Annotated in this window: 15 protein-coding genes; 4 read left to right on the top strand and 11 right to left on the bottom strand. The window is 33.7% G+C overall.

Annotated elements, in window-relative coordinates; genetic code table 11:
- Nucleotides 1-73: 73 nt before the first annotated feature.
- The 8 genes from ACQVV1_RS06470 to ACQVV1_RS06435 form a co-directional block, all read right to left on the bottom strand.
- Nucleotides 74-376, bottom strand: a complete 303-nt coding sequence (locus tag ACQVV1_RS06470) for a metal-sensing transcriptional repressor (protein WP_063221009.1) — start codon at nucleotides 374-376, stop codon at nucleotides 74-76.
- 326 nt (nucleotides 377-702) lie between these two features.
- Nucleotides 703-930: a hypothetical protein gene (locus ACQVV1_RS06465; RefSeq protein WP_000849103.1), complete on the bottom strand. Its 228-nt coding sequence runs from the start codon at nucleotides 928-930 to the stop codon at nucleotides 703-705.
- A 275-nt stretch (nucleotides 931-1,205) separates the two neighbouring features.
- Nucleotides 1,206-2,024, bottom strand: a complete 819-nt coding sequence (locus tag ACQVV1_RS06460) for an alpha/beta hydrolase (RefSeq protein ID WP_242251953.1) — start codon at nucleotides 2,022-2,024, stop codon at nucleotides 1,206-1,208.
- Between the two features lie 13 nt (nucleotides 2,025-2,037).
- Nucleotides 2,038-2,859, bottom strand: coding sequence for an ABC transporter ATP-binding protein (locus tag ACQVV1_RS06455; protein WP_242251955.1), 822 nt, complete (start codon nucleotides 2,857-2,859; stop codon nucleotides 2,038-2,040).
- Nucleotides 2,860-2,873: 14 nt separating this feature from the next.
- Nucleotides 2,874-3,896, bottom strand: coding sequence for a FecCD family ABC transporter permease (locus ACQVV1_RS06450; protein WP_029439532.1), 1,023 nt, complete (start codon nucleotides 3,894-3,896; stop codon nucleotides 2,874-2,876).
- Nucleotides 3,889-4,896 (bottom strand): FecCD family ABC transporter permease, encoded by a 1,008-nt coding sequence (locus ACQVV1_RS06445; protein WP_242251958.1) that lies wholly within the window; start codon nucleotides 4,894-4,896, stop codon nucleotides 3,889-3,891. The genes ACQVV1_RS06450 and ACQVV1_RS06445 overlap by 8 nt, the downstream gene beginning before the upstream one ends.
- A 27-nt stretch (nucleotides 4,897-4,923) precedes the next feature.
- Nucleotides 4,924-5,889 carry an iron-hydroxamate ABC transporter substrate-binding protein gene (locus tag ACQVV1_RS06440; protein ID WP_242251960.1) on the bottom strand — a complete coding sequence of 322 codons (966 nt, stop codon included), beginning with the start codon at nucleotides 5,887-5,889 and terminating at the stop codon, nucleotides 4,924-4,926.
- Nucleotides 5,890-6,189: 300 nt separating this feature from the next.
- Nucleotides 6,190-6,948, bottom strand: coding sequence for an exodeoxyribonuclease III (locus tag ACQVV1_RS06435; RefSeq protein WP_242251962.1), 759 nt, complete (start codon nucleotides 6,946-6,948; stop codon nucleotides 6,190-6,192).
- A 154-nt stretch (nucleotides 6,949-7,102) separates the two neighbouring features.
- On the opposite strand from ACQVV1_RS06435, the gene ACQVV1_RS06430 reads away from it, so the two are divergent.
- Genes ACQVV1_RS06430 through ACQVV1_RS06420 form a run of 3 tightly spaced genes read left to right on the top strand, consistent with a single transcriptional unit; the run spans nucleotide 7,103 to nucleotide 9,118 of the window.
- The gene (locus tag ACQVV1_RS06430) at nucleotides 7,103-7,699 is read left to right on the top strand and encodes a bifunctional transcriptional activator/DNA repair enzyme AdaA (RefSeq protein ID WP_242251964.1); all 597 of its coding nucleotides are present in this window, start codon (nucleotides 7,103-7,105) and stop codon (nucleotides 7,697-7,699) included.
- The gene (locus ACQVV1_RS06425; protein WP_242251966.1) at nucleotides 7,680-8,210 is read left to right on the top strand and encodes a methylated-DNA--[protein]-cysteine S-methyltransferase; all 531 of its coding nucleotides are present in this window, start codon (nucleotides 7,680-7,682) and stop codon (nucleotides 8,208-8,210) included. Before ACQVV1_RS06430 ends, ACQVV1_RS06425 begins: the two co-directional genes overlap by 20 nt.
- Nucleotides 8,207-9,118, top strand: a complete 912-nt coding sequence (locus tag ACQVV1_RS06420) for a DNA-3-methyladenine glycosylase family protein (protein ID WP_242251967.1) — start codon at nucleotides 8,207-8,209, stop codon at nucleotides 9,116-9,118. Before ACQVV1_RS06425 ends, ACQVV1_RS06420 begins: the two co-directional genes overlap by 4 nt.
- Before the next feature lie 37 nt (nucleotides 9,119-9,155).
- Here the strand turns inward: ACQVV1_RS06420 and pepT are convergent, their stop codons facing one another.
- Nucleotides 9,156-10,388, bottom strand: a complete 1,233-nt coding sequence (pepT, locus tag ACQVV1_RS06415; RefSeq protein ID WP_063221019.1) for a peptidase T — start codon at nucleotides 10,386-10,388, stop codon at nucleotides 9,156-9,158.
- Nucleotides 10,389-10,583: 195 nt separating this feature from the next.
- Between pepT and ACQVV1_RS06410 the strand changes: the two genes are divergently transcribed.
- Entirely contained in the window at nucleotides 10,584-11,228 is a 645-nt protein-coding gene (locus ACQVV1_RS06410; protein WP_242251968.1) for a YczE/YyaS/YitT family protein, read from the top strand.
- A gap of 92 nt (nucleotides 11,229-11,320) precedes the next feature.
- Here ACQVV1_RS06410 and ACQVV1_RS06405 read toward each other — a convergent pair whose 3' ends face one another.
- Together ACQVV1_RS06405 and ACQVV1_RS06400 are read right to left on the bottom strand one after the other, a co-directional pair.
- The gene (locus tag ACQVV1_RS06405; protein WP_242251969.1) at nucleotides 11,321-11,638 is read right to left on the bottom strand and encodes a hypothetical protein; all 318 of its coding nucleotides are present in this window, start codon (nucleotides 11,636-11,638) and stop codon (nucleotides 11,321-11,323) included.
- 319 nt (nucleotides 11,639-11,957) lie between these two features.
- Entirely contained in the window at nucleotides 11,958-12,533 is a 576-nt protein-coding gene (locus tag ACQVV1_RS06400) for a histidine phosphatase family protein (protein ID WP_242251970.1), read from the bottom strand.
- Nucleotides 12,534-12,538: the final 5 nt, after the last annotated feature.

The following is a 12,538-nucleotide window of genomic DNA, read 5'->3' as shown; positions in this document are numbered from 1 at the left end:
TTTTCACACCAATACCTCGAAATCCTATATAGAGGTAAATAAAAAAACAAGCCAGTTACATACTAGCTTGTTCTTACGCTTTTGAAAAACGTTCAAATACTGTCATTAATTCTTCAATTGCTTCGTCACCATTACCGTTTTTAATAGCACCCGAAACACAATGATTCGTATGGTTTTTGAGAACACCCATCCCTACTTTTTTCATTGCTGCATTAATCGCTGAAATTTGCACTAAAATATCCACGCAATAACGATCATTTTCAATCATATTTTGAATACCACGAACTTGTCCTTCGATTCTCTTCAATCTATTTATAATTTGCTCTTTTTCTTTTTCTGATCTATGTGTTACTGATTCATGCTCTTTATGATCCATATTATCACCTTCTTAAAAGTTCTCTTCATCCAATAAAACAATTGATTTTATGAGTATACCAATTATAGCATTAAATATCTATGTATGATACCCCATATGAGTATATTTCCACTTTATGATTATTCTTAACACATTATTAGCTTCTCAGTCTCAATTTTCATGATACCCTTTCCTTTTTGTCAAAAAATCATTATATGTCCGATCAAAATCCAATAAATTAAAACAATAATAAGCGAGGATTATCCATCCCCGCTTATTATTCGTCTACAAATATAAAAGCCTCAATCTTCACATATTTGAATTGAGACTTTTTTCTCCCTATATAATTATTGCTGATCACATACTTTTGTATCATTCACTACTGAAGTTCCTTCAACGGTTACCGTATGAAAACAATCATTCACTCGAACTGTCACAACATTATCTTGCCGATCAATGATATGATATTCATTAAAATTTTTATTCAGAGCACTGCGAATTTGTTCTCCTTCATAAATTGGGATGCCATGCGATAAAACCCAAATAAGTCCAGCGATAGCAAGAATAGTTTTCATACGATCTACCTCCTTGGGAATATAGTGAACTTTTCATCCATGCTTTTTCAGCTCTACGAATCCTGCTTGTAATAAACCAAGCCTTTTGGAAATAAGTTCATTTCGTCTATTTTATGTTTATGCTAATTGCGACCGAATTGTGACAACTTTTTGTCTCTTTAGACGAAAAGTTGAAACAAAACTTTCAAAAAGGACAATTCTACTTGCACAAACAAAAGGCTATGGAGAATTTCCCATAGCCTTTTGTTTGCATTTTATTAGATATTCATTTCAATTTATAGGTAACTAATAAATCTTAATCCTTTACTTAAAGAAGTCGGCACAATAGATGCATGATTTTCCCCTTCAGCCTCATAAAACGCAAATCGAAACTGGTCGTTTTTTACCTGAAGAAGGCGCTCTGATAATTCGTTTGCACCTACAACCATATGCTCTCGTTCTAGTGAACCAACTGTAAGAAATACTCCTGTTTTAACTTTTGCATTGTTTAATTCATTTATAAGATTCTCTTCTTTTTCAAGCACAGATTGGTTATTCCACCAAATAGATGGACTACTAATAAAGTAATTTTGAAAGGCATTTACGTTTGTAAATAATATATGTAAAGCAAATAGACCACCTAGCGAATGCCCAAATAATGTTTGTTTTCTTTCATTAATTTTATAATGTTTTTCAATTTGAGGTTTCAGTTCTTCTTCTATAAAAGTAAAGAAGTTATGCGCACCTCCTGTTTTAGGCCACGGTTTACCGTCTGGTTTTAAAGGCGCATCTTTTGAAATTACGCTAGGCGTAAAATCATAGCACCTTTCTTCACCTGAAAATGCCCCTTCAATACGATAACCAATCCCTACTATAACGGCTGGTGAAACACCTGTTTTTTCTGCTCTAACTGATTGTATTTTAACTGCTTCATGGAATGTTTGAAAAAAGGCATTGCCATCTAATACGTATATAACAGGATATCCTGACTCTGGTGCTGGCTGTCTCGGCTTTGAAATATGAATTTGATATTCCTTACCTTCTAATTTTGAATACATGTTCCACTGCTCTGTATTAGATGTTATAATCTGCTGTTTTTCAATAGTAGTATTCATCTTATATCCCCCCTTAACTCGTTACATATATTCCCACTTTTTCATCTTGAGGTACAACGCTATCGTATCCAAAACAAACAGGAGACCCATTATACGGATCAATCATGACACGTGCATCAATATGAAATACTTCTTTTAACACTTCATTTGTAATGATTTCTTCTGGGCTACCAGTTGTAACGATTTCCCCTTCCTTCATTGCAATAATTTCATCTGAAAACCTCGCTGCATGGTTAATATCATGTAGTACCATTACGACCGTACAATTATGCTCTTTGTTTAATTTTTCTACAATTTGTAATACATCTAATTGATGAGACATATCAAGATATGTAGTTGGTTCATCTAGTAGTAACACTTCTGTCTCTTGTGCTAACGCCATCGCTAGCCATACCTTTTGTCGTTGACCGCCTGATAAATTTGCAATTTGTCTCGTTCGAAATTCAGAAGTTTTCGTTATATCTAATGCCCAGTCAATCATCTCTTTATCTTTTGAAGTTAGCTTATTTACATTATTTCGATGTGGATAACGTCCATAAGAAATTAATTCTTCTACTTTCAGCTCTCCTGGCGCAATTGGAGTTTGCGGGAGTAAAGCTAACTGCTTCGCAATTTCTTTCGTTGGAATTGTATTTAAATCCTGTCCTTGCAAATATACTTTACCGCTCTTTTGCTTTAAAATTCTTCCCATTGTTTTTAACAGTGTCGATTTACCGCACCCGTTTGGTCCTATAATTGTCGTTACTTTTCCTTCTTGTATTTCCACATTTAAATCGCGAAACACTGTAAGCTTTTCATAACTTGTTTCTAAATTTTTTGTACTTAAAATACTCACTTTTATTCCTCCTCTTACGCTTTCGCCTTATAAAGTAAATATAAGAAATAAGGTACACCGACAATAGAAATAACGATTCCAACTGGTAACTCTACAGGTGTGAAAACTGTTTTTGCAATAAAGTCTGAAGCAATTACAAGGAACATTCCGATTACTCCGCACGTCGGAATGATATGCTTATGCTGAATACCGACAAGTCGTTTCGCTATATGCGGTGCCATTAGTCCAATGAAACCAATACTTCCTGAAACAGCAACACATGCGCTCACAAGTCCAATACTACTTAGTAGTAAAATTGATTTCTCTCTTTCTACTGAAACACCTAAACTTGTAATACTCGTTTCTTCCAATTGAAATAAATCTAATAAATAAGCTTTCTTTTGTATGAGAGGAATTAATATAATAAGCCATGGCAACATAGCAATAATATATTTCCAGTTTGCATTATAAATACTTCCAGACACCCATACTGCAGCCATTTCAAAATCAGTTGACTTCATTTTGAGTGATAAGTACATAGAAAAGGCTCCAAATCCTGATCCAATCGCAATCCCTGTTAATAAAAGACGCTGCGAATCTAACTTACCGTTTTTCCAAGAAAACAGATAAATAATGATAGCTGCACCTAATCCGCCCACTAAACCAAACATTGGCATCATCATAATAGAAACCCAGTCTGTACTTTTTAATTGTCCTTGAAAGAAAAACATAAAAATAACGATGGCTGTTCCTGCTCCGGCATTTACGCCTAAAATACCTGGGTCCGCCAATCCATTTCTCGTAATCCCTTGAATTACAGCACCGGCAACGCCGAGACCTAATCCTACTAATCCAGCAATTACAATGCGCGGAAGACGAAACTCAAAAATAACTAAATCATGGTCTGGCACTGGATCTATTCTAAGGAGTGTTTTAAATACATCTGTAATTGTAATATCAAACGTACCATTCGTTAAACTTATGTAAATAGCACATAGTATTAAAAATATAATAATCCCCATCGTCATTCCAAAACGTTGACTTGAGCTTTTAAGCATGTCTCTCTCCTCCTCTTGTACGGATTAAATAAAGGAAGAAAGGAATTCCAATTAAAGATGTTACGACTCCGATTGGCGTTTCAAATGGATAATTTACAAATCTACTTAAAACGTCACATAATGCTAAAAAAACGCCGCCAATAACGCCTGCACATGGTAAAATCCATTTATAATCTACCCCAATTATAAAGCGAGTAATGTGCGGAATAATTAAACCTACAAAACCAACTTTCCCCACTAAAGCAACTGCAGTTCCTGTTAAAAAGATAACTGATAAAATAGCCATCGCTTTAACTAGTTTTGTACGCTGTCCTAGATTAATAGAAACTTCTTCTCCTAAAGAAAGAATAGTAATAGATTTTGAGATTAACAGAGCTAAAACTATTCCTATTATCCCAAAAGGTATCGTGATTTTAATTATATTAGGATCGACTTGATCTAATTTTGCATTAAACCAAAAACTAACATTTTGAGAAATTTGGAAATATGAAGCCATTGCAGCAGATACACTGCTTAAAAATGTTCCAATAACTGTCCCTATAATTGCTAACCGAACTGGTGATAAGCCATTTTGAAGAAGCGAACCAAAACCAAACACAATACCGGCTCCGAGTGCAGAACCAATCATTGAACATAAAACCATGCCAATTGAGGACATTCCTGGAAGAAAAATCATACAAAGTGTAATAACAAAGGCTGCCCCATCCGTCACACCCATAATAGAAGGGGATGCAAGATAGTTTCTTGTCATCCCCTGCATAAGTGCTCCTGATATGGCTAGAAATGCTCCGACTAAAAGAGCTGCAACTACCCTTGGCAAACGTGAAGTAATAATAATATTATGATTTACATCGCTTGAATCAAAATGAAATAATGCATTCCACACTGTTTGAGCATCGATGTTTTTCGCACCATATAATACAGAAAGTATAACTGTAAATAAAATCAATACGGGCGCTATACATAAAATGGTTACTGGTACCGCATTCGTTTTCTGCATATCATTCAACGCACCTTACTTATTATATTATTTAGATAAATTTTTCACTGCTTCTTTTAAGAATGCTGTTTTACTCCAAGCTGTACCACCTTGTGCCATTGGGTCCACAACGTTTACAAATACTTTCTTTTCTTTCGCAGCATTCATACTTTGCCAAATTGGATTGCCTTCAATTTCTTCTAGCACTTCCGGGTTTTTATTTTCAGTTGTCTCATATTGTAAGAAAATATAATCTGGGTTAAGTTCAGCAAGTTTTTCAAATGAGATTTTCTCTTGTGCTTTTACTGTTTTCAATTGTTCTGGAGCAGTTAATCCAAGATCTTTATAAATTACAGGGTTGAAGTACACTCCTTCTGGATATAGGAATAATTCGTTTGCTCTTAGTCTAATGACAAGTACTTTTTTGTCTTTTAACTTATCTCCTAGTTTTGCTTTTGCTTTTTCAGCATCCGCATTGTAATCTTTAATAATTTTTTCTGCTTTATCTTTTTTACCAGTTAATTCTCCCATTAACTTTAAGTTATCTTCCCAATTTGTTGAAACGTGTGATACCGGGAATGTCGGAGCTACTTTCGTAAACTTTTCAGCTGTTTCTGCTGGGAATTTCGTACTTGATGTAATAACATCTGGTTTTAATTGAAGTAATGTTTCGAAATTTGGTTGCATTTTCTCACCAACAGATTTCGCACCTTCTAAATCTTTCTCAAGATACTTTGGTAATTTTCCACCTACAGTAATCGCACCTACTGGTTTAATTCCAAGTACCGCTGCATCTTCCATTGACTCTAAACTAGCTGTCGCAATTTTATCTACTTTTGCTGGTACTGTATATTCTTTACCTAAGTATGTAATTTTTCGTTTTTCGTCTTTTTTCGTCTCACTAGCCTTTGTCTGTTGTGTTTTTTCTCCTGAAGTCTTATCCGCACTATTACATGCTGCTAGTCCTACACTTAAAACTGTAACCATCCCTAATGTAAATAACTTCTTATTCATCTTTATATATCTCCTCTCGAGTTTTCAAAACTATATTCTCAATAAAATTTAACTATATGAAACTTGTCTTACATATATATTTCATTAGATTAATAATTCTATCCAGAACTCATTCTCGTTCACTTCCCCTAGGATATAATTCTTTTACACCTCATCCATTGATAATCTTTTCCATTGATAATGATTATCGTTACTAAGTATATATTTAATATGCAATTATTTCAAGAAAGATTTGAAAAATTTTAACAAACTGAATTAAAAAAGAAGTATCCGCCTAATCTTAGGGGGATACTTCTTTTTTTAGAAATTTATATGTAATTCAACTGGGCAATGGTCTGATCCCATTACTTCACTATTAATTTTCGCCTCTGTTATTTGGTCTTTCATTCTTTCGGAAGCAACAAAATAATCTAAACGCCATCCAATATTTTTTGCTCTCGCTCCCATTCGATACGACCACCACGAATATGCGCCTTCCTGATCAGGATATAGATGACGATACGTATCAATAAATCCTTCTTCTAAAATACATGTAAACTTCTCTCTTTCTTCATCAGAAAACCCAGGATTTTTACGATTACTTTTTGGATTTTTCAAATCTATTTCTTTATGAGCAACGTTTAAGTCTCCGCAAAAAATAACTGGTTTTTTCTCATCTAATCGTTTAATATACGCCCGGAAATCATCTTCCCATTTCATTCTGTAATCTAATCGTTCTAATCCTCGTTTTGAATTTGGTGTATATAACGTAATTATGTAAAAATTTTCGAACTCTAAAGTAATAACTCGTCCTTCTTGATCATGCTCTTCAATGCCCAAACCATAAGTAACAGAAAGCGGTTCTTTTTTCGTGAAAATAGCCGTTCCTGAATAGCCTTTTTTCACAGCATAATTCCAATATGTATAATATCCCTCTGGATTTAAATCGATTTGCCCATCTTGTAATTTAATCTCTTGTAAACAAAATATATCTGCATTAGATTCCTCGAGATATTCTAAAAATCCACCTTTTGCGATAACTGCACGTAAACCATTTACATTCCATGAAATGAACTTCATTTATAGTCCTCCTCTTGATGTTTATTTCCAAATTTCATGCTATCACAAAATAGAAAAACAATCATATTTTCACCTTTGTAATCTTGCTCTTACATTTGTGAATACATACATACGTACATTATTCAGGTTATACTAATTTCAGAGGTGATGTTCTTTGCACAATGAAGGGTTTACGTTAACAAGTGAGCATTGGCAAGCAATTATTCATAATGATTCTTCCTATGATAACAAATTCTTTTATGCCGTGAAATCAACCGGAATCTTTTGCAGGCCGTCATGCAAATCAAGAATACCGAATAAAAACAATGTACGAATTTTTCTTCATGCAAATCAAGCATTAAGTGAAAACTTTCGCCCATGCAAACGTTGTAAACCAAATGGGCTCACTTTACCTAATGAAGAGTGGATAGAACAAATTAAAAATTATATTGAAAAGCACTTTGAAGAATTATTAACTCTCGACATACTTGCGGAAATGTGCCATGGTAGCCCCTTTCATTTACAACGTACTTTCAAAAAAATGACAGGAATAAGTCCAATAGAATATATACAACAATTCAGGATTGTTAAAGCAGAAGAATATCTATCAAATACAAATCAATCTATTAAAGAAATTAGTACTGCTGTCGGGATAGAAAACCCGGAGTATTTCGCAACTTTATTTAAAAAGAAAACCGGATTTACTCCTACTGAATATCGAAAAAAGAACGAAATGAAAGAGGGATACAATAATGAATTCCTACAAAAATAATTATATATATTGGACACTACTTACACATAAAAATTGGCATTTTCATATTGCTGCGACTGAAAATGGACTATGTTTCATTGGATCACAAAACGAAAACTTTGAAGAATTAAATATATGGGCTAGCAAAAAACTACCCCATCATATATTGATCCATAGTCCAGATTACTTGCAAATATATACGAAAGAAATTATCGAGTATTTAGAAAACAAGCGAGAAACTTTTACATTCTCTATCGATGCTTACGGAACTGACTTTCAATTATCTGTTTGGAATACGGTACGTGAAATTCCTTATGGAAACACATATTCTTATACAGAAATTGCCGAAAGAATTCAAAAACCTAAAGCTGTACGTGCCGTTGCTTCTGCTATTGCTGCCAACCCTCTTCTCATTACAATTCCTTGTCATCGTGTTATCGGGAAGAATGGTAAACTAACTGGTTTTAGAGGGGGATTAGAAATGAAGAAAGAATTGCTTGCATTAGAAAAGTTACAGGTGGAATTCATATGACAGCAAAATATAATAACGCATTAACTTTAGCAGTTCCAACAGAATTTAGTTTCCAAGAAAATTTGCGCTATCTATCCCGCTCTAACAATGAATGTATGTTTCACATTGAAGATAACAAAATTTATAAAGTTATCCCTGTTCACGATGTAAATCCTTTAGTTGAGATTAGTATGAATACGGATGATACTATTCAAATACGTTTTTTAGGAGAATCCTATATCTCTGAAAAGTGGATATGCAACGCTGTAGCTAACTATGTAACTGAATGGTTTGATTTAAATACTGATTTGGCTCCCTTCTATCAATTAGCTAAACTTGATCCACTCCTTCGAGGTCCTATTCAAAAGTTTTATGGACTTCGAACTTTAGGTATTCCTGATTTATTTGAGGCACTTTCCTGGGGAATTATTGGTCAGCAAATTAATCTTACATATGCTTATACGCTAAAAAGAAGATTAGTCGAGACATTTGGAAGTTATGTAGAATGGGACGATAGAAAACATTGGATATTCCCTTCTCCTGAAACGATTGGAAAGCTACATGTAGAAGATCTCAAAAAGTTAAAAATGACAACTAGAAAATGTGAATATTTAATCGGGGTTGCAAAGCTTATTACAGAAGGAAAACTATCAAAAGAATCTTTACTACAAATACAAAATATAAAAATCGCTGAAAAACAATTAACTGCTATACATGGTATAGGACCATGGACTGCCAACTATGTTTTAATGCGCTGTTTACGCTTTCCTTCCGCTTTTCCAATTGACGATGTCGGCTTGCACAATGCAATTAAATGCATAACAGGTTCCAAAAGTAAACCGACTAAACATGAAATAAAAGATTTTGCGGCAAATTGGATCAACTGGGAGTCTTACGCAACTTTTTATTTGTGGCAAGTTTTATACTAAAGAACCAAGTAGCACATCTGTACTACTTGGTTCTTTTTTAAGCCTGTTCTTCGAATCGTCTTGCAATTTCTACAATAACTTGAACTGCTTTTTCCATCGTATCTACCGAAACATACTCAAATTTACCGTGATAGTTTTCACCACCAGTGAAAATATTCGGCGTTGGTAATCCCATATATGATAATTGTGATCCATCTGTTCCTCCGCGAATTGGATGAATATTTGGTTCAATGTCTAAACTTTTCATTGCTTCATAAGCAATATCAACAATTTCTCTCACCGGTTCGATTTTTTCAAGCATGTTATAGTATTGATCATTCATTTCTAAAACGACTGCATCTTTCCCATACTTCTCTTGCATTTGTTTCACAATATTTTCAATGGTATTTTTACGTGTCTCAAAATTTTCACGATCAAAATCTCGAATAATATAATATGCTTTACTTTGCTCAACATCACCATTTAAAGAGAGTAAATGGTAGAATCCTTCGTATCCTTCAGTATACTCTGGTGCCTCTTCTACTGGTAAATGTCTATTAAACTCCATAGCAAGTTTAGTTGCATTACGCATTTTATTTTTTGCTGTCCCAGGATGTGTATTTGTTCCGTTAAACGTTAACTTAGCACCTGCAGCATTAAAGCTTTCATATTCTAAGCCACCTAATGGACCTCCATCCATCGTATAAGCAAATGATGCACCAAACGCTTCTACATCAAAATGAGCTGGTCCACGGCCGATTTCTTCATCTGGCGTAAATGCCACTCTAATTTTCCCATGCTTAATTTGTGGATTATGTATTAAATAATTCATTGCAACCATAATTTCTGTAAGACCAGCTTTATCATCTGCTCCTAGCAGTGTTGTACCATCAGTTGTAATAATCGTATGCCCTTTATAAGATGGTAATTCTGGGAACTGTTCCGGCGTTAACACAACATTTAGCTCTTCATTTAACGTAATCGCATTACCATCAAAGTTTTCATGAATTTGTGGCTTTACGTTTTTCCCCGTAAAGTCTGTTGCTGTATCTAAATGTGCTAAAAAGCCAATTACGGGAACATCCTTGTCCGTATTAGCCGGAAGTGTTGCCATTACATAACCATTATCATCCATCGTTATCTCTGTTAACCCAATTTCTTGTAGCTCTTCCACTAATAATTTACCAAACTCAATTTGCCCAGTTGTTGTTGGAACTGTATGGCTTTCCTCATTTGATTGCGTATCAATTTTGACATATCTCGTAAATCTTTCAATAAGCTCTTGTTTCAAATTTGTTCACTCCCTTTTATATTTCTTTCTTCATTATAATCCTTAAGACGAAATTTTTTAACTTTTTTGACTCTGAAAGTATATATTCCATTTACATTTTTAAAGATTTAAATAAATCAACAGAAGTCATAACATTTGTACATTTAAACTTTAACATGTAACATTCATAATTATAAAATATAGGAGGTATGAAAGATGAGGCTAACCCTCTTTCGCTATTTTCTTTTTTTCTTAGGATTAATTTTCTTTGGCCTTGGAAATGCTCTTGCAGTCAAAGTTAAATTTCTCGGTTTACATCCTTGGGAAGTTTTAAACATGGCTCTCTACCAAAGGTTTGGATGGACGATTGGTACGTGGAGTGTCATATGTGGGTTATGTCTCGTTCTCATTTCTTTACTAGTAGATCGAAAATATATAAATGTGGGAACATTTTTAAATACACTACTTATCGGTCCTATTATGGACTTTTTCTTACAATCAAATATTCTTCCAAATGCTAGTGATTATTTATGGATAAACTTACTCATTTTATTTTCTGGTATTGCCATTACAGGTATCGGTGGAGGTATGTATGTTGCAGCTGGAATTGGCGCTGGACCTCGTGATGGATTCATGCTTACTATTTCCGATAAAACAGGTCTATCTATTAGCCGTGCTCGAATCATTGTAGAATGCGTTGTACTAGTTATTGGATTTATGCTCGGTGGTCCTGTTTTTATCGTAACTTTTCTATACACTTTTATTCAAAGTCCAATCTTTCAGCAATCATTTAAAATGTTTCAAACACTCCTACATACTTTACAAAACAAAAACAAAGAGCAAATTAATGAAAATTTATAAAACACAACTTCATAAAAATAAATTCACCCTATCTACGATTCTTACCGCAAATAGGGTGTTTCTTTTTTCATCTCACAGTTTAAGAATATATACTATTTATTCACAATAAAAGTATATACATCATCATAAATACAACCGTTTACTCTAATAACATACTTCCCGGGTTTACTAAAACGAATTGTGTATTTATTTAGCTGAATTGCTTCTTTATCTCCAGAAAGAATATCAATACTTCTACCACTCAATACATAAAATTCACTTTGATTCATTGTTACATCAATTGTATTGAAATTTCCTTCTTTCACCTGCTGTATTTCCGCAGCGCTTACACTTGGTTCTAAAAACAGTAGTCCACTCAATCCAATCGTACCCGCTAAAGCTACTCCCGCAAACTTTTTAATCTTTTTCATCACAATGCCCTCCTTATAAATTTTGTGTAAAGGCAATATTCCCCTTTACACCACAAAGCCTATATGTAATGAAATGAAAAGTAAACGGGGACCGTAAGACAAAATTCTACATCTTTTTTTCCAATTGAATAGAAATCCAACGTTTGGAGTTTTGTCACATTTAAAATTGTTTTCTTAAGGAAACTTCCATTTGTATTATTCAGAAATTGAATAATTACTTATTGATTTAACATTCTAAAAATAGTTGATAAAAATGCATTCTATTAAAAAAGAGTGTGTTTTATAAGTACGAATTAAAACACACTCCATATATTCAGTTTCATTCTCTTATCCTTAATCTTTCTACATTCAATAATTGTTCATCATTAAATTCCAGCTTATATATGTCGGGCTTTGATGTATGTATTAGAAATTCAAATCCGTATTGATTATCAAAGTAATTCATCATTTGTGTCATTACAAGTCCATGTGTGCCAATTACAATTTTTTGCCCTTGAAAATCCATTAATATTTCCTTTAACACTTTCACTACCCGTCTCTGACAATCCTTATATGACTCTCCTTCCATATGTGCAAAGTCAGGATTAGAAAACATCTTCTTTACAAGTGGATACACCTCTTTATCTGGTATAATCTGATCCTCACTTGCAAACCTACATTCTTTGAGATTTTCATATACTATTATTTCTTTTTCATAGAAATTAGCTGCCGCTTCAATCGTTAACATAGCCCGATTATAAGGACTTGAAATAAAAGTATCAATTCCCTCCATTTTTAATACGTCAGTCACTCTATGAGTATCCATTTTTCCTTTTTCAGTTAATCCCCGTGTTCTTTCACTCCCTTCTAATTTTGGTGATTCACCATGCCTAACCATATAAATATATGTATTCATACTTC

Source organism: Bacillus basilensis, assembly GCF_050630465.1.
Lineage (GTDB): Bacteria > Bacillota > Bacilli > Bacillales > Bacillaceae_G > Bacillus_A > Bacillus_A basilensis.
This window is presented reverse-complemented; position numbering and strand designations above follow the sequence as displayed.

Excerpts from the sequence above, each read along its gene's own strand:
- ACQVV1_RS06470 (WP_063221009.1), bottom strand. The coding sequence starts at position 376 with ATGGATCATAAAGAGCATGAATCAGTAACACATAGATCAGAAAAAGAA.
- ACQVV1_RS06465 (WP_000849103.1), bottom strand. The coding sequence starts at position 930 with ATGAAAACTATTCTTGCTATCGCTGGACTTATTTGGGTTTTATCGCAT.
- ACQVV1_RS06460 (WP_242251953.1), bottom strand. The coding sequence starts at position 2,024 with ATGAATACTACTATTGAAAAACAGCAGATTATAACATCTAATACAGAG.
- ACQVV1_RS06450 (WP_029439532.1), bottom strand. The coding sequence starts at position 3,896 with ATGCTTAAAAGCTCAAGTCAACGTTTTGGAATGACGATGGGGATTATT.
- ACQVV1_RS06445 (WP_242251958.1), bottom strand. The coding sequence starts at position 4,896 with ATGCAGAAAACGAATGCGGTACCAGTAACCATTTTATGTATAGCGCCC.
- ACQVV1_RS06440 (WP_242251960.1), bottom strand. The coding sequence starts at position 5,889 with ATGAATAAGAAGTTATTTACATTAGGGATGGTTACAGTTTTAAGTGTA.
- ACQVV1_RS06435 (WP_242251962.1), bottom strand. The coding sequence starts at position 6,948 with ATGAAGTTCATTTCATGGAATGTAAATGGTTTACGTGCAGTTATCGCA.
- ACQVV1_RS06425 (WP_242251966.1), top strand. The coding sequence starts at position 7,680 with ATGAATTCCTACAAAAATAATTATATATATTGGACACTACTTACACAT.
- ACQVV1_RS06420 (WP_242251967.1), top strand. The coding sequence starts at position 8,207 with ATGACAGCAAAATATAATAACGCATTAACTTTAGCAGTTCCAACAGAA.
- ACQVV1_RS06410 (WP_242251968.1), top strand. The coding sequence starts at position 10,584 with ATGAGGCTAACCCTCTTTCGCTATTTTCTTTTTTTCTTAGGATTAATT.
- ACQVV1_RS06405 (WP_242251969.1), bottom strand. The coding sequence starts at position 11,638 with ATGAAAAAGATTAAAAAGTTTGCGGGAGTAGCTTTAGCGGGTACGATT.
- ACQVV1_RS06400 (WP_242251970.1), bottom strand. The coding sequence starts at position 12,533 with ATGAATACATATATTTATATGGTTAGGCATGGTGAATCACCAAAATTA.